The following is a 22,136-nucleotide window of genomic DNA, read 5'->3' on the forward strand; positions in this document are numbered from 1 at the left end:
AGCCCCTCCGGCGTCGCGCAGGATGCGTTCGCTCTCCAGTGACTGGATCAGGCCGTTGGCCGCATCATCGGCTTCGCGAGCGGCCTGGCGAACTTTATCGCGGTAGGCTTCGATTAACTGCTGCAACCGCGCGTCCTGGACGCGCACGTTGTTGGCGATCTGCCCGTGATCGAATACATTCCAGCGCAGACTGGGACCACCGATCAGGTCCAGGCTGCTGGATGTGCCATTGAGAGAGTCCGCCGACCAGACAATGCTGCCGAGCAGCGTCAGCGACGGATAGAAATCGGTTTCGGCCACGCCGACCAGCGCACCTTGGGCGGCGACGTTGAGTTCGGCGGCGCGTACGTCAGGCCGGCGCAGCAGCAGGTTGGACGGTACATCTTGCAGCACGGCGCGATCGACCAGCGGGACCAGGGTGTCGTTATCGATCACCTGTGGCAGGCTGCCAGGCGGTTGCCCGATCAGCACGGCCAAGGCATTACGCGTGCGTTGCAACTGGTCCAGGAGGGCGGGAATAGTGGCCAACGTGCCCAAGTATTGGGTTTTGGCCTGTTGCAGATCGAGTTCGGCATCCTGCCCGCTGTTGAACAGTTTTTCGGTGATCTCGAAATTGCGCTTTTGCTGAGCGGCGTTTTCACGCGCGACACGCAAACGGGCGTCTGTGGTGCGCAACAAATAATAGGTGTCCGCCACCTGGGAACGCACCAATACCAGGACGTCTTCATAGTTGGCCTGGGAGGAAAAATAAGCTGCATCGGCCGACTCGATGGCGCGACTGAAACGCCCCCAGAAGTCGAGCTCCCAGGCGATATCAAACGCGGCACTGTGTTGCCACAAATTGGTGTCCTGCGGATTGTTGCCACCATATTGGTGACGGTCAATGTACAAATTGTCAGTGCTGACTTGCTGAAATTGCGGGTACAGCCCGGCTTGCGTAATGCCCAGTTGGGCGCGGGACTCCATGACGCGCAAACCGGCAATTTTAAGGCTGGAGTTGTAAGCATCCGCTTGTGCAATCAGTTTGTTGAGAACCGGGTCGTGGAAGATTTGCCACCACTGCCGCAGATCCGGATTAGGCCCGCGTTGGCTGGATTGCTCGAGGGCAGGGGTGTCCCATGTCTTGATCCACTCCTCAGCCGGCGGCTGGAAGTTCGGTCCCAGCTGAATACAACCGCTCAGGGCCAGCGATCCCAGCAGAAAGAGACGGCCTGGCTGCAACTTAAGGTATAGACCTGAAGGCATTGCGCTGTGTCCAGCCAAGAAAGATTACTGGAGCATAGACGTCCGAGAGTATTGTCGAGCGGTCGACGTTTTATTTTATTACCGCGAAATAATTCCATGATCGATCGCGTATTTGACCAGTGCCGCGGGTTTGTCGATATTGAGTTTGCGGCGGATGCTCAGACGATGGGTCTCGACCGTCCGCACGCTGATGTCCAGTTCTCGGGCCATTTCCTTGTTGTTCAGGCCCTGCGCCATTTTGTACAACACTTGGCTCTCGCGCGGTGTCAGCTCGTTGTCCGTACTTTTATCGGCGATCAACCGCTGGGCGATTTCGGCGCTGTAGAACGTGCCGCCGCTGGCAATGGCTTCGATGGCCGCAATGATTTCCCGCGACGGAGAATTTTTCAGCACGTAGCCGCTGGCGCCCGCACGAACAGACTCGCTCACGTATTCGTAGTTGTCGTACATACTCAACACCAGCACCTTCAGCGACGGGTACTGGCTGCGTAACACGCGCGTCAGTTCCAGGCCGTTCATGTCGCGCAAGCTGATGTCGACCAGCAACAAATCCGGCTGGCAGCGCCCGACCATCTCGATCGCCTGCGCACCACTTTCGGCTTCGCCCACCACTTCCAGGGGTGCCATGACCGCCAACAGCGCTTTGATCCCGTCACGGACCAGGGAGTGATCGTCGACCAGGGCGACGCGGATCGGGTAGGGCAGGTTCATCGCGGGTGTTCACTCTTGTTGTAAAGGGGTAAGTCAGCGTTTCGCTGCGGGCGCTTTCATTGGCAGTTGCACGTCCAGTTCACTTCTGCCAGGCATCGATATCAGCTCGAAACGTCCGCCAAAATGCTCGACACGTTCACGGATGTTACGCAGGCCAATGCCCGCATGGCGACGTTCGACCTGGGCGACGTTGAAACCGATACCGTCATCCACCACGCTCAGTCGTACTGATTCTTCAGCGCCGTGCAGGGTAATGGAAACGTTTTTGGCTTGAGCGTGGCGTTCGATATTGGTCAGGCCTTCTTGCACAATCCGGAACAGCGCGACCGCCGCGCCATCGACCAGGTGACAGTCGAATTCATTGTCGTCATACGTCACTTTGAGACCGCTGCGTTGCTCGAATTCGGCAGCGAGTTGGCCGATCGCCGCTGGCAGGCCCAAGGTGTCGAGCAACGAAGAACGCAGGTCGTGCGAGAGGCTGCGGACCTCGCCAATGGCTTCGCCCAGGCGTTCGGTGGCGTCCTTCAACGTGCTCAACCCTTTGTCATGTCCTTGTTCATTTTCCAGCAGATGGCTGGCCAGTTCGAAGCGAAACTTGATCGACACCAGCAACTGGCTAATGCCGTCGTGCAACTCGCGGGACACCCGTGAACGCTCTTCTTCTTGCAAGCTGACGATACGCTGCGTCAGGCGCTGCAGCTTTTTATCCGCCAGGCGATGCTCACTGACGTTCAGCGTCATGCCGCTGGCAAACACAAACAGCACGGCCACAAGCGCCACGACAGCAATCGCCAGCATGGTTTTGCGGATGCCCTGAGCCACTTCGTCACGCGCCTGTTGGGTGGCGCGTTCAACGTCCTCAAGGTATATGCCGGTGCCGAGCATCCAGCCCCAATGGTCCAGCATCACCACGTAGGCGAGCTTGTCGGTTACCTGGCCGGAGGAGGGTTTGTTCCAGGCATAGCGTTGAAAGCCTTCGCCTGATTGCGCACTTTTGAGCAGTGCCTGAATCACCGGCAAGCCATGTGGGTCTTTCATGTCCCACAGGTACTTGCCCACCAGTTCGGTCTGGCGCGCGTGCATCAGGCTGCGGCCTTCGCGGTCATAGACGAAGAAGTAGCCATTGATGCCGAAGCTGAGCTTGCGCAATTCTTCCAGGACTTGTTGCTGGGCGTGCGCGTCACCGTGGCCGTCGTCGTACAGCGGCGCGATCAGGCTTTGCGCCATTTCGACGTAGTTCTTGAGTTCAGCACGCTTGCTGGCCAGGATACTGTCTTCGATCAGCTGCGCCTGTTGATCGCCCAGTTGTCGGTTGAGCGAAATCACCAGCGCGCAGATCACCGCGATGGCCAACACCAGCGGCAGAATCCCGAGCGCGACGATTTTGTGTTTGAGCTGCATCCTGGCTCCTGACCGAGGGAAAGCAAAGGCCCGGCATCATAGGCCAAAACCTGTGGGAGCGAGCCTGCTCGCGAATGCCATCTGTCATTCAACATCCATGTCGTCTGATTCACCGCCTTCGCCGGCAAGCCGGTCTCGCTCCCACAGGGGATCAACTCCGCCTACGTAGAACTACGTAGACCGCGCGTACGTAGTAACGCGGATTTATTTGTAGACGGCTTGCGGGGATATTGGGCCAGCTCCGCACCGCGGACACAATTATAAAAATTACCGCCGCAGTCCACTGGCTGTCGGCAGGAGACACGCTATGCCCCGTCTGGCTAAACACCTCGCCTGGTTTGCCGTGGCTGTTCTGGGAGCGTTTGCGCTAAGTGTCGTGGCCCTGCGCCGCGGCGAAGCGATAAACGCCCTCTGGATCGTAGTCGCAGCCGTCGCCATCTACCTCGTTGCCTACCGCTATTACAGCCTGTTCATCGCCACCAAGGTGATGCAACTGGACCCCAATCGTGCCACGCCCGCGGTCATCAATAACGATGGCCTGGACTACGTGCCGACCAATAAACACGTACTGTTCGGTCACCACTTCGCGGCCATTGCCGGCGCAGGGCCTCTGGTCGGGCCGGTGTTGGCAGCGCAAATGGGCTACCTGCCCGGTACGCTGTGGCTGATCGCCGGCGTCGTGCTGGCGGGGGCCGTTCAGGACTTCATGGTCCTGTTCATGTCGACTCGCCGTAACGGTCGTTCCCTGGGCGACATGGTCCGTGAAGAAATGGGCCGCATCCCCGGCACCATCGCGCTGTTTGGCTGCTTCCTGATCATGATCATCATCCTCGCGGTGCTGGCGCTGATCGTGGTCAAGGCCTTGGCCGAGAGCCCATGGGGCATTTTCACGGTGATGGCGACCATCCCGATTGCGATGTTCATGGGCATCTACATGCGTTACATCCGCCCGGGCCGCATCGGTGAAATCTCTGTGGTCGGCGTGCTGTTGCTGCTGGGTTCGATCTGGCTCGGTGGGCAGATTGCTGCTGACCCGGTCTGGGCCAAGGCCTTCACCTTCACCGGGATTCAGATCACCTGGATGTTGATTGGCTACGGTTTTGTCGCAGCGGTACTTCCGGTATGGCTGATTCTAGCCCCGCGTGACTACCTGTCGACGTTCCTGAAAATCGGTACCATCGTCGCCTTGGCCATCGGCATTCTGGTGACCATGCCCGATCTGAAAATGCCGGCGCTGACCCAGTTCATCGACGGTACGGGTCCGGTGTGGAAAGGTGGCTTGTTCCCGTTCCTGTTCATCACCATCGCCTGTGGCGCGGTCTCGGGTTTCCATGCGCTGATTGCTTCCGGCACCACGCCGAAGCTGTTGGCCAGTGAAGGTCATGCCCGTTACATCGGTTACGGTGGCATGTTGATGGAATCGTTCGTCGCCATCATGGCCATGGTTGCCGCCTCGGTGATCGAGCCAGGCGTGTACTTTGCGATGAACAGCCCGGCGGCGCTTGTCGGCGCTGATGCTGTTTCGGTCGCTCAAACCGTCAGCAGCTGGGGCTTTGCCATTACCCCGGAAGCCCTGCAAGCGGTGGCCAAAGACATCGGCGAAACCACTATCCTGGCCCGTGCCGGCGGCGCGCCGACCCTGGCAGTCGGTATCGCGCAGATCCTGCACCACGTCTTGCCGGGTGAAAACACCATGGCGTTCTGGTACCACTTCGCGATCCTGTTTGAAGCGCTGTTCATCCTGACAGCCGTTGATGCCGGCACCCGTGCCGGTCGTTTCATGCTCCAGGATTTGCTCGGCTCCTTCGTGCCGGCACTGAAGCGCACCGATTCCTGGACCGCGAACCTGATCGCCACCGCCGGTTGCGTGGCGATGTGGGGTTACTTGCTCTATCAAGGCGTAATCGACCCATTGGGCGGCATCAACACCTTGTGGCCACTGTTCGGAATCTCCAACCAGATGTTGGCCGGTATCGCGCTGATGTTGGCGACCGTTGTGCTGATCAAGATGAAGCGCCAGCGTTATGTGTGGGTCACCATGCTGCCGGCAGTCTGGCTGCTGATCTGCACCGTGACCGCGGGCTTCATCAAACTGTTCGACGCCAACCCGGCCATTGGTTTCCTGGCCCTGGCCAAGAAGTACAGCGATGCACTGGCCAACGGTCAGGTGCTGGCGCCAGCGAAGAGCATTGATCAGATGCAGCATGTGATCTACAACGCCTACACCAACGCAACGCTGACGGCGCTGTTTCTGTTCGTGGTCTTCAGCATTCTGTTCTTTGCCCTCAAGGTCGGTATCGCCGCCTGGGGTACCAAAGAACGCACGGATAAAGAAGCGCCATTTCAGGCAATTCCGCAGGCTCGATAGGGGATGGGTTTATGTTCAATGACCTGAGTCGCCTCGGTAAATACCTCGGTCAGGCCGCACGCCTGATGGTGGGAATGCCCGATTACGACACCTACGTCGAGCACATGCAGAACAAACACCCGGACAAACCGGTGATGAGCTACGAAGTGTTCTTTAGAGAGCGCCAGGAAGCCCGTTACGGGGGAGGGAACGGGCAGACACGCTGCTGTTGATTGCTCCCCTTGAATAGAGCGCATGAAAAACCCGGCTGATGAGGCCGGGTTTTTTATGCTCGTGTATAAACATCCGTTGCACAGCTCAAGGCTTAGGCATAGTCACAGCTATAGGGTCAGGCCGAGGTTCAGGAGCTGGAGATCCATATGTCTCGATTGAACTGATAGTTGAGTAATTGAGTAGCAGCAGGCTTCGCCAGCGGCTACAACAGCCATCCGCTGAAATCTGACAACCGTTCATCGGTGAACTACGCTGCGATACGAAACTCAGTCCTGAATGTTGTGACGTAAGGAAGTGACACATGCGCAGCAATTCGCTCGCGATTTTGACGGCTGTATTCGGGATGTTCTGGTCGGTGCTCCTGTGGGCAGAAGACGTATCGACAACGGTCGATCCTTCTTCTGCCGTTGAACTGAAAGTGGCCAACCGCAGCATTATGGTGTTTCGCGCGACGATACTCGGCGAAGCGCCGGCGACACGGGTCAAGCGCGCTAAAGCGGTGATCAGCGAGGCGCTGGACGAGACAGATGATCTGAGCGTTACCGTCGACCCGATCCAGAACAGTTACCTGGTGTTATTAGGGGCCCGGCGTGCCTTTATCGTGTCACCCCACGATGTCGACAGCGTGGAATTCACCTCGGTCCAGGAGGCCGCCGACAGTGCGGCCGCAAAGCTCCGTCAGGTGGTGGCTGAAACCCAGGAAGCACGCAGCCTGCGGTTGATACTCCGGTCCGTGGCCGCGGGGGCATTGGCCACGTTCATCTATGTCGCGCTGCTCTGGGGCATGGCGTATTTGCGGCGACGCATGATGATGAAACTGCCCGAGCTGATGGACCGGCACACTCAGGCACTGAAAGTAGGGCGCGTCCAACTGGTCGACGCCAATTACCTGTATCCGCTGGTCACCCGTCTGCTGGAGGCGGTGCGCTGGGCCATCGTGTTGCTGCTCACGTATGAGTGGCTTGGGTTTGTCCTGTCGCGTTTCCCCTATACCCGGCCATGGGGCGAAAGCCTCAACAACTACCTGCTGGAAGTTGCCGACTATTTGCTGCAAGGGATCGTCGGTGCCATACCCGGTCTGGGCGTGGCGCTGGCCATCTTTTTCATCGCACGTGGTGCAACCGCATTCAGTCGCCGGATTCTGCGACGCATGGCCGCCCCCGGCACCCTCAATTGGCTGAACGCTGAAACCCTGCAACCGACCCAGCGCCTGACGTCGCTGGCGATCTGGCTGTTTGCCCTGGCCATGGCGTATCCCTATTTACCGGGCGCCGGCACCGATGCCTTCAAAGGCTTGTCGGTGTTGATCGGCCTGATGATTTCGCTGGGCGCTTCCAGCGTGGTCGGCCAGGCCGCCGCCGGGTTGATCCTCACGTACACCCGCACGCTGCGCCCCGGTGAGTTCGTGCGCATCGGCGAGTATGAAGGCACGGTGACCGAGCTGGGTATGTTCACCACGCGTATTCGCACCGGTCTGGGCGAAGTGCTGACCGTGCCCAATTCGATGATCACCGGCACGGTCACCAAGAACTACTCGCGAACCGTACAAGGCCCAGGCTATGTGGTCGATACCGTCGTCACCATCGGCTACGACACGCCATGGCGGCAGGTCGAGGCCATGTTGCTGGAAGCGGCCAGACGCACCCCTGGCGTCCTCGAAGTACCGCCGGCGCAGGTGTTTCAAACCGCGTTGTCGGATTTTTATCCCGAGTATCGCCTAGTGGCCCAGGCCATTCCCAGTCAGCCTCGGCCGCGCGCCGTTTTGCTGAGCATGCTGCACGCCAACATTCAGGATGTGTTCAACGAACACGGCGTACAGATCATGTCGCCGCACTATTTGGGCGATCCCAAGGATGAAAAATGGGTGCCCAGAGACAAGTGGTTTACTGCGCCTGCGCAAGAACCGAAGGAGCGTTGATACCGCTGGACATTGTGACGACAAAACCCTTTTACACTAGGGGTCGAGGCGTCACCGAGGGCTGGAGTTGCTGGTGCGGTGGACGCTAGGGCAGTGCATAGACCTTGAACAGCTTTCTCGTCGTTTCGCTGGCGCCTTCCAGGTACTTGTCGTACGCCTGTTCAATCTCGCCGGATCGGTACATTTCACTCAGCGTGGTGTCGACCAGCAGACGGAAATCTTCATCTTCACGCGGCACCGCCATGGCCGTCGGGGCGTACTCGAAAATTCGTTGCAACAGGACCAGATTGCCGGTGGGGTAATGGCTGTCGAGGAGGTTCCTGAGCAACATCCGTTCGCTGAACATGGCATCCGCTTTACCTTCGGCGACCAATTCCAGGCCAGCGGCGGTGGTGTCGACCGTGATCAGTGTGGCGACCACGCCGAGCAAGCGCATCTGCTGGCGTATCCACGCCTCGGTCACGCCGCCTTTCGTGGTGACATAAGTCTGGTTGGTCAACCCATGGTTGACGGTTGCACGCCAGGTCGGTCCGGTATGGGCGACTTTGCCGTTGAGTACATCCAACAGCGGTGCCGGGGCATCCTGGTGCACCACCACCGAGAGGCCGGCCGTGTAAATCGGCACCGAGTAGCTCACTGACTTGCGTCGCTCAAGTGTCCGCGGTGTCGGCGTGCAGAGGATGTCGACCTTGCCCGAACTGACGGCACTGATCTCATCAGCGGCGGTGACGGCCTGGTAATGCACCTGCAAATCGGGCAACCCCAGCTCGGCCTTGACCTTGTCGGCAATTTTCTCGCAAAGACCGATCGCATACCCCTGGACCTTGTCACCTTCTTTGAAGCTGAAAGGGGCGAAATCCGGCAGGTAGCCGAGGGTCAACGTGTTGCTCGAACGCACGCGTTCAAGGGTGTTGGCACCGGCCAGTAGCGACACCATCAGCAGCAGGCAGGCAAACAGGCGTGCGGTGGTTTTGGTTCGTTGTCCGTTCATGTCCCGATTCCCCGTGTGCAGATGTCAGTGCTGTCCAGAAAACCACGCCTATGGATTGTCGGCCTTGGCTTGAGCGGTTGCCGACACAACGGCAAAGCGCTTGGCGAGCACGCCGTAGAGCGGGTAGCCAAACACCAGGACAAGGGCGCCGCCGAACACGGCGTCCTTGCCACAGGCATGCAGGGCGTACAACGAATAGGCGACCGCGATCAGCAACGCCGGGGTATTACGCAGGTAGACCTTCGGCGGCACCGAGGCCTTGTACATCATGACCAGCAGCCCGGTCAGCGCCGTCACATAGGGGATCAGGTTGGTCACGGCGGCAAGATTGATCAGTTTGCCAAACTGGGCACTGGCATTGGGTGAGATGGTCGACAAGGCCATCAGTGTCTGCAACACACCACAGGCGAGCATGCCCATGAGGGGGGCATTGCGGGCGTTGACCTTGCTGAACAGTTTCGGAAACATCCCTTGGTCGGCCGTCATTTTCGCCGTTTGCGCCAGCGTGAACTGCCACCCCAACAGCGACCCGACACACGCCATCACTGCCAGCGCCATGATGATATTGCCGACCATGGGATTGAACATTTGCGCGTAGACAAGTGCGAAGGGCGCCGAAGCGTTGGCCAGTTCGGCATTGGGAATGATGCCCTGGATGACGGTCGTCGACAGCACGTAAACCACGGCCGCGCCCAGTGTGCCGAACAGGCAGGCGAGCGGTACGGTGCGCTTGGGATTCTCAACCGCATCGGAGGCTTGGGCCGCGGACTCCATGCCCAGAAAAGCCCAGAGGGTCAGCGGAATTGCCTTGCTGATCGCTTCGGAGTTGGTGAGGTTGTTCGGGTTCCAGGCGGAAACCAGGACATCAGACTTGAACCAGAACCAGCCAATAATGCTCAGCCCCGCCACCGGGATGATCACTCCCCAGACGGTAATTGCCCCGATTTTGCCGGTGATGCCGGGGCCGCCGAAGTTGGCCACGGTGGTTAACCACAGCAGGCCCACCGTACCGATAAACAGGGGAATTGCGCCGCTGCCCAACCAAGGCAGGAACGAGGTCATGTAACCCACGGCGGAGATGGCGACGGCGACGTTGGCAATGGCCAGCGAAAGAAAGTACAGATACGAACAGAGGAAAAATCCTGATTTGCCATGCGCCTCTTCGGTGTAGGCGGATAATCCGCCCGAGCGCTGACAGTAAATACCGCATTGGGAAAAGCAGTAAGCAATCGCCATGGAACCGACGGCCGTGACGATCCATGACAGCAATGAAATGGCCCCGAGTTGAGCCATGCTCGTCGGCAGCATGATGATGCCCGACCCCATCATGTTGACCATCACCAATGTGGTGAGCCCCACGAGGCTCATTTTTTTGCTTGAGTCGGCCATCGAAATCTCCTTTTTTCACACTTGTGCCAAGCTGTCAGGTGTCGGTACCCACGCAATCAACTGTCGCCAACGTAAATCTCAGGAAACTCATGACATGAAACGTTCCTTTGCAAAGCACGTCCGCAGAGAGTTTTACAAAACAGTGTGGTTTTACTTCCTTGTAGTCTGGCCGATATTCTCCATCCTGTTGTTTACGATTGTGCTGTTCGGAATCATCATCGGCCAACTGGAAGGGTGGGGGCCGTTTGACGGTATCTACTTCGGGTTCGTGACCGGCTTGACCATCGGTTACGGCGACCTGGTACCGAAAACGGCCCTCGCGCGTATCCTTTCAATCGCGCTCGGTTTCAACGGCGTGCTGATGACGGCGATCTTTGCGGCAATCAGTATCCGGGCCATCGAAGAGACCACGCGGGCGGCCCAAGCCGAGGAATAGGCCGCCGCGTCGCACTGAACCCTCAGTAGGGTTCAGCGATGTATTTGAACGGGTAGTTGGCGGCCTTGTAGCCGCCGATTTTACGTTTGGGCAGAACGACTTTTTCTTGCTTGATTTTTTTGTAGGGAATGTTCTCCAGCAAGTGAGTCAGCACGTTCAGCCGTACGGATTTTTTGTCTTCGGAACGGGCGACATACCAGGGCGCCCATTCGCTGTCGGTGGCTTCAAACATCTCGTCACGGGCGCGCGTGTAGTCGTCCCAGCGGTTGTAGGATTTGATGTCCATCGGCGACAGCTTCCAGATCTTGCGTCCGTCGGTGATGCGTTCCTTGAGGCGCCGGGATTGCTCTTCAGGGCTGACTTCCAGCYAGTACTTGAACAGCAGGACGCCGGAGTTGACCATAAGACGTTCGAACATCGGCGTCACCGCCAAAAAGCTGTTCACCTGCTTCTCGTCGCAAAACCCCATGACCCGCTCGACGCCCGCGCGGTTGTACCAACTGCGGTCGAAGATCACGACCTCACCGGCCGCCGGAAAGTGCGGCATGTAGCGCTGCAGGTACATCTGGCTTTTTTCTCGCTCGGACGGTGCCGGCAAGGCCACCACACGAAACACCCGCGGGCTGACGCGCTCGGTCAGCGCCTTGATGGTGCCGCCCTTGCCAGCGCCATCGCGGCCTTCGAAAACCACCACCACCTTGGCCCCCGTGGCAACAACCCACTGCTGCAATTTGACCATCTCGACGTGCAGGGTCTTCAGCTGGGCTTCGTAGTCTTTGCGGCTAAGCCCGTCGGCTTTTTTTTCCGCGGAGTCGGCTATTTCACGATCATGTTTTTTCATCGTAATACTTCAACCTCAGGGTGGCTTTGAATACGGTGCGTACCGGCTGGCAATTACCGCTACGACTTGCGAATAAAGGGTAGTTCAATTTCCCAAGGGCAAGATGACGCAAGTCACCCGCCTGCCGGGCAGCGTGCGAAATTCACTGTCGATGGGTGCTGTTTCTTATAGCGCGCAACGGCCTGCTCCAGATTGAGGAAAATTCGTGTGTTGCCCAAAGCGTGGCCCAACGGCGCATGGCTGACCATCGCGCAAACGCTTGGGCTCATGCCCACCAGCCACAACGAAATGCCCTTTTCCCGCAGGTGCTGTTCTGCCGCCGTTAGCATTTTCAAGGCGGTGTATTCCAGATCGAAAACACTGCGCAGATCGAGAATCACAACGCTGGGTTTTGCCTCCACGATCAACGGATGAATTTTCGAACCGAGGCGTTCAGCGTTGGCAAAGAAGATGCGACCTTCAGGTCGCAGCAGCAACAGCCCCTCAAAGTGTTCATCGTCGTCAGTCTCGACGGATGGCGGGCGATAGATGTTGGTGCCGGGTTTGCGCCCCAGTATGTGCACGGGTGGGTCCGAGACCTGATAGGCCAGCGCCAGCAACGACACAATGATCGCTACGACGATACCCTGCAGCGTGCCGAGCAACATGACCCCGACCATTGCCACAATCGCCCAGATAAACTCGGTGCGGCGCACCGATAGAATGTCGCGAAATTCCGAAGGCTGGATCAGGCCTATCGAATACACAATCACCACGGCCGCGAGCGTGGCGTTGGGCATCAAACCGATGAACGGTGCGATAAGCAGACACGTCCCCAGTGCCAGCCCGGCAGTGATCAACCCCGCCAGTTGTGATTGCGCACCGGCCAGGCGATTGACGGCCGTTTGGGTGGTCCCACCCCCGGCGGCCATGGCCCCAAGAAACGCACCACCCAGGTTTGCAAGGCCTGTCGCCACCAACTCACGGTTGGGTTGCAGTGCGGGTTCATCACTGCGGGCAAATGCTCGTCCCGCCGCGATGGTTTCGGTAAAACTCATGAGCGCAATGCCCATCGCCAACGGCCAGAGTTCTGACACGATAGACCAATCGGGTAGCGTCAACGCGGGCAACCCGATGGGAACAATCCCCACGGCTGACACACCCAATTGCTCCAGATTGAGCACACTCATGCCGACGATGCCGAGCGCGACCGCAATCAGCGGCGCCGGCAATCGCGGGGTAAAGTGCTTCATGCCGATCAGAATCAGCACCATGAACACACCGACTGCCACGGTCGGCAATGAGGCGTGCCCCAGCCCCTGAAAGGTGGCGAGCACGTTGTGCAAAAAACCGCCTTTTTCGAAGTGGACGCCCAGCAACTTGGGTAGCTGGTCGAGCACGATGACAATCCCGATGCCGGCTTTGAAACCCACCAGCACCGGTTCTGAAATGAAATTGGCAACAAAACCGAGGCGCATCATTCCTGCCACGACCAGTATGGCGCCAACCATAAAGGCCAATGTAGCCGAGGCAACTAACAGAGTCGCCGTATCGCCGGACGGGCTGATCTGCCCCAGTGCGGAGGCGACCAGGATGGCAAGCGTTGTGGTGGTGCTGACGCTGAGCGGGCGCGAACTGCCGAGCACGGCGTAGATCGCCATCGGTACCAACACGGTATAGAGGCCGACCTGCACCGGCAGGCCTGCAATGGTGGCGTACGCCAGTGCCTTGGGAATGACCACGGCCGCGGCGGTCAGCCCCGCAATGACATCGCCTTTGAACCAGGCTCGTCGATAGTGACCCATCCACTCCGGTAGCAGGCGGCTCGCGGCCCGCCGGGTGGCTAATCCTGAAAGCCGATCATCCAGATCGCTACGTTGTTGACTCATGAGATGCTTCAACTCCTTTTACGCACAGTTCAGCTGACCACGCGCCACCTCAACGGTGACGTGTAGTCACTGAAACTAAAAATTCAGTCGGTCCGGGGGCAGACAGAGGAGGGGTGACGCCCCCTATTGCAGAGGGCGTCAGCCGTTTCTTAATGGAATGGAAAGATGTAGTTCATCCATGCAGCCATGCGCAGCAGAATTTTTCGCATCATGGCGATATGGTGGAAGTGCTGGCTGTAGATCGCCGCCTGCCCATAAGCGCCGCCGGGCATCTGGCTGCTGTATTGGGCATAGTCAGGGTCGGTGATTTCAATAGTGACCGGTACCCGGCCTGCCGGCGGTGAGCCGGTGAAGCTGATCAGCGTTCCGGAAGGCTGTACTTGTCCTTCTCCGATGACGGAAATGACGCTCTTGACCCGTCCCTCGAACACCTTGCCGGGAATGCCGTCGAAGGCCACTTCCGCTTCATCGCCGACCGACAAGCGCAACAGACTGTTTTGACGCATCCACGCGGCAAAGTAATGCCCCTCTTCCGGAATGAACACCATGGTCGGACGCAAGGGGAACTTGGTAGCCATTATTCCCGGACGCAAGGAAACATGGGTCACGAAGCCTTTGCTGGGCGCGCGAACGGTGGTGTTGTCCAGTTCATACTGAGCATTTTCCAACTGTGCCTGCAAGTCGTCGGATCGAGCAATGACGACGTCCAGCTCACGTTGGGTACCGAAGTTACGCTTGATCAGTTCAGTGATTCGAGCACGATCAGCTTTTGCCGAGACCAACTGTGCCTTGATGGACCTGACCCGGTACTCGAACGGGGCAGGGTCGATACGAAACAGCACATCGCCTTTTTCGAGAGGCTCGTTACCCTTGACCGGCACGTCGATCACCATGCCAGTGACCACAGGAACCACCGGCACGGAGACGAAGTAAGAGCGAGCAACCTCGGAGTACGGATGGTTGTAGTTCATCGTGAAGATCATTGCCCCCACGATCAGGATCCCGCCGAGCACGGCGGTAGGTACCGTCCATTTGTTCAGCGGTATGCGGAAAATCTTGAAGATGGCGGTACAGATGGCCGCATAGGTTAAAACGAGCAGAAGATCCATGGCTTAGATTCCCTCACCGCGATTGTCTGACGCGGGTTTGTCCCGTGCGGTGCCGGCAGCCCCTTCCAGCCGTTCTATACGACTTTGCAGGTCGGCAACCTGCTGCTCCAGATGAGCGACATGAACTTGCGGTGACTTGCCATCACCAAATCCCCAGCCCCGGTCTTCCCGGTACGCCATCGCCCAGATCCATAGAAATGGCCAAAGCGCATGCAGGGTGAACAAACTGACCCAACCGGTTGCATGGATAGCGTCCTGATGCGGGTGATTGCGGTGTACGGAAATTTCATAAGGAATGTCGTGTAGCGCGATGATCCCGTAGAACAGGACCAGACCGACAAAGAACAATAGGCCTAACGCGAAGTAATCAAGCATGACCGCCCCCTCCTGGCACAAGCGATGTACTCGGCTCAGTGTAGTCACGGTTTTTATGAAAAATCAGTTCAAAACAACGCATAACAACTCCGGCAATTCAATTTTCAGCCAACGCAGGCTTACCCTGACTCCCAGCCTGTGACAGAACCTGCGGGCGAGCGAGAGGATCCCCCTAATTGTCGCTGTGATCTAGGTCGTTTTCTGCCACCGTCAGTGCTTTGCCGTGAAGGCCGTGGAGCACTTTGGAACAGCGCCAACCTGGGGTTTGTGGTGAGGCTGCAGGGCAAGGGCGAACAGATTCGTTCGCCGGGAGAACCGCACTCACGGCATTCGTCATTCAATCTCTGCGCTTATCAAGGCATTGACGGCGCAGGGTGAGGTTATTGATGTCCATGCAATTGACCGCGTGATCATCATCATAGTCTTTGGCCTTGTCCTTGGCTTTGTCGCCGCAATTGCCATTCCCATTGCAATTACCTTTGCCGGCATTGCCATTTTGATTGTTGTTATATTTCACACAGTTTTTGGCGGCATTTGCACTGCCCGCGTTTTCGCAATTTGCAGCGGCAAAGGACAGCGATGGCAAAGCCAGGGAGAACAGAAATGTGCACACAAGGGGCGCAATGATTCGCATAACCAAACTCCAGAATAGATTGTTTTTTACCAGCAACGATTGCCTTTCCACTCTGCCTGACTATAGCAGGCGTCCAGATAAGGGCCGTGCACCTTAACCCTGCCTGGTGGAGAGAATCGCCGGCATTTGCAACTCTTTGTAAATTGCAAGAAATCTCAAGCCCGAGGTGAATATCAAGGCAATCCAGCCGGCGATCTGGATTGTCGGGAATACATCGCGCAACAAGACATAGAGGGTGCACCCGAGCAGGATCGGCGTGGCGTAGATCTCTCGTGACATCAACAACGAGACTCTCCCTGCCAGCACGTCACGCGCGATACCGCCACCAATACTGGTCAGCACGCCCATCATCACGGCGAAAGGTGCAGCAAGATGAAACCCCAGCACTTTCTCGGTAGCGACTATTGCGAACAGTGCGGCTGCAAAACCATCGAGGTACAGCAACAACCGATAGCGTTGCTGGAATCGCTTGGTGAGAAAGAAAGCCAGCAGTCCGGCAATCAACGCGACCCAAATGTAGTTGAAGTCGGCAATCCAGAAAATCGGTTGATCGAGCAACAGGTCGCGGATGGTGCCCCCACCGATAGCGGTGATGATGCCAAGTACCACGGCTCCGAACACATCGACCCCCGCCTTCTGGATAGCCAGCACCCCGGTAATGGCAAACACGGCGGTGCCCAACATTTGCTGAAAATAAAGCATCCGTTACTCCGTCACGTATTTCGGTGCCAGTCGGTCATTTACTGGCGTCCAGCACGACGCGGTAACGCGCCTTGCCGCTGCGCAGATGATCGATCGCGTCGTTCACCCGGCTCATGGGAAACAGTTCGACCTGCGGCAGGATCTGATGACGTGCGCAGAACTCCAGCATGGTTGCCGTGTTACTGGGTGAGCCCACCGGTGAGCCGGACAGGCTCTTTTGTCTGGGAATCAGATCGAACACGTGCACCGGAATGGCACTGGGCACGACGCCGACAAAATGCAGGCGCCCCTTGCCGCGCAAAGTGGCGAGCATGGCTGGCCAATCGAGGTCGGCGCTGGCGCAGACCAGAAGAAAATCCAGGGTGCCGGCAATGGATTTCACGGCGTTACTGTCGGTCGAGGCGATGACGTTGTGCGCACCAAGGCGCTTGGCTTCATCCTGCTTGTTCAGTGACGAGGTAAAGGCCGTGACTTCGCAGCCCCAGGCATTAAGGAAGCGCAGGGCCAGGTGACCCAGGCCACCGATGCCCACCACGCCGACCCGGTCAGTCGGCTTGACGCCGAATTCCACCAGCGGGTTGAACACCGTCGAGCCGGCGCAGAACAAAGGTCCGGCCATGGAGGGGTCGAGTCCGTCCGGAATCGGTAGTGCCCAGGCCCAGTGCGAACGCAACCTGTCGGCAAAGCCTCCGTTACTTCCAATGATGGTGGGTTTGGCCGTGTTGCAGAGCTGGTGGGAGCCCTCGATGCAGGAAGAACAATGCATGCAGCTGCCCTTCAACCAGCCAATGCCTACCCTTTGTCCCACTTCGAGACCACGGACCTGCGGGCCCACGCGGACAATACGGCCAACCACTTCGTGACCGGGGATAAACGGGTACTGGCTGATACCCCATTCGTTATCGATCATCGACTGGTCGGAATGGCAAACGCCGCAATATTCCACGGCGACTTCCACTTCTTCACTGCCCAATGGACCGGGATCATAGCTGTGACGCTCCAGTGGCGCGCCGGCCGTCGTTGCGGCCCAACCGGTGAATGTCGTGAGTTCGGTGCTGTCGCTCATGGAGTCCCTCCAGATCAGGAAGCCGCTAGGGAGGCGCGGCGCAGATAAGGAAGTGTAGCGGGGCGCTTGCCGTTGTCTCGGATGCTGATGAATGGGGCAAGCCGCTATCAGGATTGGCCCGTCGTAGAGTCGGTAAGCTTGGGGATCACCTTGATCTCGAACTGGAAACCATCGAGCCATGTCACGCCGACGGCGGTTAACGTCGGGTGAAACGCGTTACCCCCATTGTGCGCAATCAACTTGATACCAATGAAGCGGTGTTGGCCGGGTTCTCGGCATTTCTTCAGGCCGTTGACCAGAGTGATACGCAAGCAGCCGCTCGTTATGCGGCAGCCGTTTTATCTGCCTATCCCCACATTTATATGCTTGAGGCGGCGAGGGCGGTCCCCATCGCTGAGCAGGCTGCTTTTGAAGACCTGTTACGCCGCACCTACGCATTGGCTCGAACCCAAAATAATCTGAAGCCCGTCGTATCCCCGGTTTTCTCGATGTATGAGGGGGGCAACGCTTACATTCTGATGCAGTCAGTCAGCCGCCCTGAACAAGCGCGAGAAAACGCACCGCCGAATTTTTTCGGTAGCACGATGGTGTCTTTGCTATTACTCAAGACAGGCTCGTTAATGGATGCGGTGAGTCAGGCGAACGTTGATCCCCTGGTTCACATCAGCGCAGTCCTGAAAACCACCGCAGGATCTGAAAGCGATGTGTTTTCAACGCAGACCGAAGAAGCCGGCTTCCTGGATCGCCTATTCTTTGCGCGTCTGGCTGAGCGGGTCGAGATCAGCAGTGCTTCACAACCCATGACATTGTCGTTTGAGCGTCAGTTGCGCTTAGGAGATGCGCTGACTGCGCAAACAGTGATAATCCTCGCGGTTCTGGCAGGAGCTCTCGTGCTAATGCCGTTGGTATTGATTCGGCATTTCAAGGCCCTGGAAAGGGCAGAGCTCGAGCACAAACGCTCGGCTTATCTTGCCACCCATGACGTGCTCACCCAATTGCCTAATCGCTATCTCTTCGCCGATCGTTTTGAACAGACCTTCTCCGATTGGAACGTATACGGCGTTCCGTTTGCTGTGCTGTTGATCGACCTGGATCACTTCAAGGAAATCAACGACCAGTACGGCCACGAGGTCGGCGACCAGGTGCTTCGGGCGGTCGCCAAACGCATGCTTCAGAGCACTCGTTCGTGTGACACCGTCGCTCGCTACGGTGGCGATGAATTTGTGGTTCTGATTGCGAATTTCACCGATACGGAATGTGCTGAAAACAGAGCTGAGAGAATGCTGGAAGCCATTGCGCAACCGGTTGCAACAAGCGCAGGAGAGCTGACCCTCTCGTGCAGTATCGGCGTTTCGCTGTGCCCCCTGCATGGCCAGAGTCTGGATACCTTGCTCAAGGCGGCGGATCAGGCCATGTATGGCGTCAAGCAACTAGGACGCAAGGGCGTTGCGTTGACTGAGTGTCGTGCGGTCTCTGGAGAGGTTTGAGGGCAAAAAGTTTTTAGCCCAAGGCCATGTGTAAGCGATGTAAATCCCGATCGGTTTCAATCATGTGTTGGTCCAATTGTGAGCCGCAGCCAGGCCGATGTCTGGCCAAAAGAAAAAGCAAAACCCCGGAGGTCCTCCCTGCCGGGGTTTTTTTATGTCCTCCCTGTCTCCCTGCCGGGAAGAGCGCATCGTCAAAGTAGCAAGGATCTCTGTAGGGTGAGCGTACGACCACGCATCTCTATCGATGTTAAAAAATGTTATTTTGAAAAAAACACTTCACACAATCCGTTCATTGGTGGATTATCTACTCGACCCGAATGACAACCTGAAAACAATACAAAACAGGATTGTGACGATGTTCGACAAGGCGCCCACAGATTTACTCCCGCCCATTCAAGGGGCAGACATGTCAGTCACAATCGATCCCGGCATCAACCTCTCAAAAACGCGGACAGTCACCTGCGCCTTTCTGGCGCGGATACAACCGCTGCTTTTCTCAGGAGCACCCCATGAACAATAAAAATGTCGGCGTTATCGGTCTTGGCGCTATGGGACTGGGCATTGCCCGCTCGTTATTGCGTAGCGGCTTCAATGTGCACGCCTGTGATGTGCGTGAAGCAGTCACGCAACAGTTCGCCAGCGAGGGAGGTGTTGCATGCACCTCACCCGCGCAGATGGCGGGTGAGTGCGATGTGATCATTACGGTGGTGGTCAATGCCGAACAGACTGAAACGGTGTTGTTTGGTGAAGGCGGCGCGGTTGCGGCGTTACGTCCTGAGAGCCTGGTGATTGGATGTGCCACTGTGGCTCCGACCTATGCCGTAGATCTTGGGCAACGCCTGGCCGACAAAGGTCTGCTGTATCTGGATGCGCCAATCTCCGGTGGAGCCGCCAAAGCGGCGGCCGGCGAGATGACCATGATGACCTCCGGCCCGACTCCAGCCTATGCCAAAGCGGATGCAATCCTGGCGGGCATGGCCGGCAAGGTCTATCGCCTGGGAGACGTTCATGGCTTGGGTTCCAAGGTCAAAATCATCAATCAGTTGCTCGCGGGTGTGCACATTGCCGCCTCTGCTGAAGCCATGGCATTGGGGTTGCGCGAAGGGGTCGATGCCGATGCGTTGTATGAAGTGATCACCCACAGCGCGGGTAATTCATGGATGTTTGAGAACCGTGTGCCGCACATTCTCAAGGCTGATTACACGCCTTTGTCCGCTGTCGATATTTTCGTCAAGGATCTGGGTCTGGTGCTCGATACCGCCCGGGCCAGCAAATTCCCGTTGCCCTTGTCAGCCACTGCGCACCAGATGTTCATGCAGGCGTCCAGTGCCGGCTTCGGACGCGAAGATGACTCGGCAGTGATCAAGATTTTCCCGGGCATAGAACTACCGACTGCCAAGCCTGAATCTGTTTGAGGACCGCTCCATGACTCTTTCCACTGCGCGCCCTTTGTTGGGCTGCATCGCCGATGACTTCACCGGCGCCACGGATCTCGCCAATATGCTGGTGCGCGGCGGCATGCGCACGGTGCAGAGTATTGGTATTCCCGGCACCGAAGTGGCAGCAGGGCTCGATGCAGATGCGATCGTTATTGCGCTGAAGTCTCGCACCACGCCCAGCACTGATGCCGTCGCAGAATCTCTGGCTGCGTTGAACTGGTTGCGGGCGCAAGGCTGCGAACAGATTTTCTTCAAGTATTGCTCAACCTTCGACTCGACGGCGGCTGGCAACATCGGCCCTGTCAGCGAGGCGTTGCTCAAAGCATTGGACAGTGATTTCACCCTGGCCTGTCCGGCATTCCCGGAAAACGGTCGAACCATCTTTCGCGGGCACTTGTTTGTACAGGATCAATTGCTCAACGAGTCAGGTATGCAGCATCACCCCCTGACGCCCATGACCGATGCCAATCTGGTACGGGTTCTGCAATCCCAAACCACTCTGAAAGTGGGGTTGCTACGCTACGACAGCATCGCGCAAGGCCCAGAGAAAGTGCGGGAAAAGTTCGCCGAACTGCGAGCGCAAGGTATCGGCATGGCCATCGCCGATGCGCTGTGTGATCAGGATCTCTACACCCTCGGTACGGCCTGTGCCGATCTGCCCTTGCTGACCGGTGGTTCAGGTTTGGCTTTGGGTCTGCCGGAAAACTTCCGCCGAGCCGGCAAACTACGGGATTTTGATGCCTCTTCATTGCCTGCTGTGTCAGGTGGCGAAGTGGTTCTGGCCGGCAGCGCTTCTGTCGCTACCAATGGGCAGGTTGCGGCGTGGCTTGAGTCCGGTCGGCCTGCCTTGCGGATTGACCCATTGGCGTTGGCTGCCGGCGAACCGGTCGTTGCGCAAGCCTTGGCTTTCGCCAAGGACAATGAACAGACCGTGATGATCTACGCCACCAGTTCGCCGGATGAGGTCAAGGCGGTGCAACAGAAATTGGGTGTCGAACAAGCAGGCAGTCTGGTGGAACGCGCCTTTGGCGACATTGCAAATGGGCTGCGGCAAAGTGGAGTGCGTCGCTTCGTGATTGCAGGCGGGGAAACATCGGGCGCCGTGGTTCAGGCGTTGGGGGTGCAACTGCTGCAGATCGGCGCACAGATCGATCCGGGTGTACCAGCGACCGTCAGCAGTACGGATGAGCCGTTGGCGCTGGCACTCAAATCGGGCAACTTCGGTTGCCGGGACTTCTTCGACAAGGCACTCAAACAACTGGCCGGAGATGCGAAATGAGCGATGAAAATGCCCTGCGCGAAGAAATTTGCGACGTCGGTCGCAGCCTATATCAGCGCGGCTATACCGTGGGCAGCGCTGGCAACATCAGTGCCCGTCTCGACGATGGCTGGCTGATCACGCCCACCGATGTCTGCCTCGGCCGCCTCGACCCGACCGCCATCGCCAAGGTCAACCTGGCGGGGGAGTGGGTCTCTGGCGACAAGCCGTCCAAGACCTTGGCCCTGCATCGTCAGGTCTACGATCGCAATCCGGGAGTCGGTGGCGTGGTGCATACCCATTCCACTCATTTGGTGGCGTTGACCCTGGCCGGTGTCTGGCAGCCGAATGACATTCTGCCACCGTTGACGCCTTACCAAGTGATGAAGGTCGGGCACATTCCATTGATTGGTTATCAGCGGCCTGGCTCCCCCAAGGTGGCCGAACAAGTCGCGCAACTCGCCAACAGTGTGCGAGGGGTGATGCTCGAACGTCTCGGGCCGGTGGTCTGGGAAAGCACCGTGTCCAAGGCCAGTTACGCCCTGGAAGAACTCGAAGAAACCGCACGACTGTGGTTGATGAGCAACCCGCGCCCCGAGCCTTTGGATCAGTCCGCTCTGGACGAGTTACGAGATGCTTTCGGCGTCCATTGGTAGGTCGCCGGACTCACTCGATACACCGCTAA

Annotated in this window: 20 protein-coding genes and 1 pseudogene; 8 read left to right on the plus strand and 13 right to left on the minus strand. The window is 57.9% G+C overall.

What is annotated here, in order from left to right; translation table 11 throughout:
* The 3 genes from AC1DWM_RS13665 to AC1DWM_RS13675 all read right to left on the minus strand — a co-directional run.
* A partial coding sequence (locus AC1DWM_RS13665) for an efflux transporter outer membrane subunit (protein ID WP_477795401.1) occupies nt 1-1,245 on the minus strand: 1,245 nt, incomplete at its 3' end.
* Between the two features lie 78 nt (nt 1,246-1,323).
* On the minus strand, nt 1,324-1,956 hold the full coding sequence (locus AC1DWM_RS13670; RefSeq protein ID WP_223513772.1) for a response regulator: 633 nt from the start codon (nt 1,954-1,956) through the stop codon (nt 1,324-1,326).
* 33 nt (nt 1,957-1,989) lie between these two features.
* Nucleotides 1,990-3,357 carry a cache domain-containing protein gene (locus tag AC1DWM_RS13675; protein ID WP_223513775.1) on the minus strand — a complete coding sequence of 456 codons (1,368 nt, stop codon included), beginning with the start codon at nt 3,355-3,357 and terminating at the stop codon, nt 1,990-1,992.
* Nucleotides 3,358-3,664: 307 nt separating this feature from the next.
* Between AC1DWM_RS13675 and AC1DWM_RS13680 the strand changes: the two genes are divergently transcribed.
* The 3 genes from AC1DWM_RS13680 to AC1DWM_RS13690 all read left to right on the plus strand — a co-directional run bounded on the left by AC1DWM_RS13680 (nt 3,665) and on the right by AC1DWM_RS13690 (nt 7,856).
* Nucleotides 3,665-5,725, plus strand: coding sequence for a carbon starvation CstA family protein (locus tag AC1DWM_RS13680; RefSeq protein ID WP_477795402.1), 2,061 nt, complete (start codon nt 3,665-3,667; stop codon nt 5,723-5,725).
* Nucleotides 5,726-5,736: 11 nt separating this feature from the next.
* Complete coding sequence (locus AC1DWM_RS13685; RefSeq protein ID WP_046027284.1) at nt 5,737-5,937, plus strand: YbdD/YjiX family protein; 201 nt, start codon at nt 5,737-5,739, stop codon at nt 5,935-5,937.
* 302 nt (nt 5,938-6,239) lie between these two features.
* Nucleotides 6,240-7,856: a mechanosensitive ion channel family protein gene (locus AC1DWM_RS13690; RefSeq protein WP_477795403.1), complete on the plus strand. Its 1,617-nt coding sequence runs from the start codon at nt 6,240-6,242 to the stop codon at nt 7,854-7,856.
* Nucleotides 7,857-7,941: 85 nt separating this feature from the next.
* On the opposite strand, the gene AC1DWM_RS13695 is transcribed toward AC1DWM_RS13690, so the two are convergent.
* Both AC1DWM_RS13695 and potE read right to left on the minus strand, forming a co-directional pair.
* Nucleotides 7,942-8,847, minus strand: coding sequence for an amino acid ABC transporter substrate-binding protein (locus tag AC1DWM_RS13695; protein WP_477795404.1), 906 nt, complete (start codon nt 8,845-8,847; stop codon nt 7,942-7,944).
* A 48-nt stretch (nt 8,848-8,895) separates the two neighbouring features.
* Nucleotides 8,896-10,236 (minus strand): putrescine-ornithine antiporter, encoded by a 1,341-nt coding sequence (potE, locus tag AC1DWM_RS13700; RefSeq protein ID WP_477795405.1) that lies wholly within the window; start codon nt 10,234-10,236, stop codon nt 8,896-8,898.
* A 94-nt stretch (nt 10,237-10,330) separates the two neighbouring features.
* Here potE and AC1DWM_RS13705 point away from each other — a divergent pair, with 94 nt between their 5' ends.
* The gene (locus tag AC1DWM_RS13705) at nt 10,331-10,672 is read left to right on the plus strand and encodes a potassium channel family protein (RefSeq protein WP_477795406.1); all 342 of its coding nucleotides are present in this window, start codon (nt 10,331-10,333) and stop codon (nt 10,670-10,672) included.
* Between the two features lie 22 nt (nt 10,673-10,694).
* On the opposite strand, the gene ppk2 is transcribed toward AC1DWM_RS13705, so the two are convergent.
* The 8 genes and pseudogenes from ppk2 to AC1DWM_RS13745 form a co-directional block, all read right to left on the minus strand.
* Nucleotides 10,695-11,513, minus strand: coding sequence for a polyphosphate kinase 2 (gene ppk2 / locus AC1DWM_RS13710; protein WP_477795407.1), 819 nt, complete (start codon nt 11,511-11,513; stop codon nt 10,695-10,697).
* 113 nt (nt 11,514-11,626) lie between these two features.
* A complete protein-coding gene (locus AC1DWM_RS13715; RefSeq protein WP_477795408.1) occupies nt 11,627-13,381 on the minus strand; it encodes a SulP family inorganic anion transporter in 1,755 nt (584 codons plus the stop codon).
* Between the two features lie 149 nt (nt 13,382-13,530).
* Nucleotides 13,531-14,490, minus strand: coding sequence for an HlyD family secretion protein (locus tag AC1DWM_RS13720; protein ID WP_477795409.1), 960 nt, complete (start codon nt 14,488-14,490; stop codon nt 13,531-13,533).
* A gap of 3 nt (nt 14,491-14,493) precedes the next feature.
* On the minus strand, nt 14,494-14,865 hold the full coding sequence (locus tag AC1DWM_RS13725; protein ID WP_223513820.1) for a DUF3302 domain-containing protein: 372 nt from the start codon (nt 14,863-14,865) through the stop codon (nt 14,494-14,496).
* Nucleotides 14,866-15,202: 337 nt separating this feature from the next.
* The gene (locus AC1DWM_RS13730) at nt 15,203-15,499 is read right to left on the minus strand and encodes a hypothetical protein (RefSeq protein WP_223513824.1); all 297 of its coding nucleotides are present in this window, start codon (nt 15,497-15,499) and stop codon (nt 15,203-15,205) included.
* A gap of 93 nt (nt 15,500-15,592) precedes the next feature.
* Complete coding sequence (locus AC1DWM_RS13735) at nt 15,593-16,201, minus strand: trimeric intracellular cation channel family protein (protein WP_223513827.1); 609 nt, start codon at nt 16,199-16,201, stop codon at nt 15,593-15,595.
* A gap of 34 nt (nt 16,202-16,235) precedes the next feature.
* Nucleotides 16,236-17,267 (minus strand): NADPH-dependent aldehyde reductase Ahr, encoded by a 1,032-nt coding sequence (gene ahr / locus AC1DWM_RS13740; protein WP_477795410.1) that lies wholly within the window; start codon nt 17,265-17,267, stop codon nt 16,236-16,238.
* 107 nt (nt 17,268-17,374) lie between these two features.
* Nucleotides 17,375-17,488, minus strand: a pseudogene (locus tag AC1DWM_RS13745) (RidA family protein); the annotation flags it as partial.
* Between AC1DWM_RS13745 and AC1DWM_RS13750 the strand changes: the two are divergent.
* From AC1DWM_RS13750 to otnC, 4 genes are all read left to right on the plus strand, one after another.
* Nucleotides 17,474-18,754: a diguanylate cyclase domain-containing protein gene (locus AC1DWM_RS13750; protein ID WP_477795411.1), complete on the plus strand. Its 1,281-nt coding sequence runs from the start codon at nt 17,474-17,476 to the stop codon at nt 18,752-18,754. The pseudogene AC1DWM_RS13745 and the gene AC1DWM_RS13750 overlap by 15 nt on opposite strands.
* A gap of 422 nt (nt 18,755-19,176) precedes the next feature.
* Nucleotides 19,177-20,169: an L-threonate dehydrogenase gene (gene ltnD, locus AC1DWM_RS13755; protein ID WP_477795463.1), complete on the plus strand. Its 993-nt coding sequence runs from the start codon at nt 19,177-19,179 to the stop codon at nt 20,167-20,169.
* 10 nt (nt 20,170-20,179) lie between these two features.
* Nucleotides 20,180-21,472, plus strand: coding sequence for a 3-oxo-tetronate kinase (gene otnK / locus AC1DWM_RS13760; protein WP_477795412.1), 1,293 nt, complete (start codon nt 20,180-20,182; stop codon nt 21,470-21,472).
* Nucleotides 21,469-22,107 carry a 3-oxo-tetronate 4-phosphate decarboxylase gene (gene otnC / locus AC1DWM_RS13765; protein ID WP_223513841.1) on the plus strand — a complete coding sequence of 213 codons (639 nt, stop codon included), beginning with the start codon at nt 21,469-21,471 and terminating at the stop codon, nt 22,105-22,107. The genes otnK and otnC overlap by 4 nt, the downstream gene beginning before the upstream one ends.
* Nucleotides 22,108-22,136 lie beyond the last annotated feature (29 nt).

This window comes from Pseudomonas sp. P4_C8, assembly GCF_056401975.1.

Coding starts and splice junctions, on each gene's coding strand:
- AC1DWM_RS13720 (WP_477795409.1), bottom strand. CDS start 14,490: ATGGATCTTCTGCTCGTTTTAACCTATGCGGCCATCTGTACCGCCATC.
- potE (WP_477795405.1), bottom strand. CDS start 10,236: ATGGCCGACTCAAGCAAAAAAATGAGCCTCGTGGGGCTCACCACATTG.
- otnK (WP_477795412.1), top strand. CDS start 20,180: ATGACTCTTTCCACTGCGCGCCCTTTGTTGGGCTGCATCGCCGATGAC.
- AC1DWM_RS13730 (WP_223513824.1), bottom strand. CDS start 15,499: ATGCGAATCATTGCGCCCCTTGTGTGCACATTTCTGTTCTCCCTGGCT.
- AC1DWM_RS13670 (WP_223513772.1), bottom strand. CDS start 1,956: ATGAACCTGCCCTACCCGATCCGCGTCGCCCTGGTCGACGATCACTCC.
- AC1DWM_RS13735 (WP_223513827.1), bottom strand. CDS start 16,201: ATGCTTTATTTTCAGCAAATGTTGGGCACCGCCGTGTTTGCCATTACC.
- AC1DWM_RS13690 (WP_477795403.1), top strand. CDS start 6,240: ATGCGCAGCAATTCGCTCGCGATTTTGACGGCTGTATTCGGGATGTTC.
- AC1DWM_RS13695 (WP_477795404.1), bottom strand. CDS start 8,847: ATGAACGGACAACGAACCAAAACCACCGCACGCCTGTTTGCCTGCCTG.
- AC1DWM_RS13675 (WP_223513775.1), bottom strand. CDS start 3,357: ATGCAGCTCAAACACAAAATCGTCGCGCTCGGGATTCTGCCGCTGGTG.
- AC1DWM_RS13680 (WP_477795402.1), top strand. CDS start 3,665: ATGCCCCGTCTGGCTAAACACCTCGCCTGGTTTGCCGTGGCTGTTCTG.
- AC1DWM_RS13725 (WP_223513820.1), bottom strand. CDS start 14,865: ATGCTTGATTACTTCGCGTTAGGCCTATTGTTCTTTGTCGGTCTGGTC.
- ahr (WP_477795410.1), bottom strand. CDS start 17,267: ATGAGCGACAGCACCGAACTCACGACATTCACCGGTTGGGCCGCAACG.
- AC1DWM_RS13685 (WP_046027284.1), top strand. CDS start 5,737: ATGTTCAATGACCTGAGTCGCCTCGGTAAATACCTCGGTCAGGCCGCA.
- AC1DWM_RS13715 (WP_477795408.1), bottom strand. CDS start 13,381: ATGAGTCAACAACGTAGCGATCTGGATGATCGGCTTTCAGGATTAGCC.
- AC1DWM_RS13705 (WP_477795406.1), top strand. CDS start 10,331: ATGAAACGTTCCTTTGCAAAGCACGTCCGCAGAGAGTTTTACAAAACA.
- otnC (WP_223513841.1), top strand. CDS start 21,469: ATGAGCGATGAAAATGCCCTGCGCGAAGAAATTTGCGACGTCGGTCGC.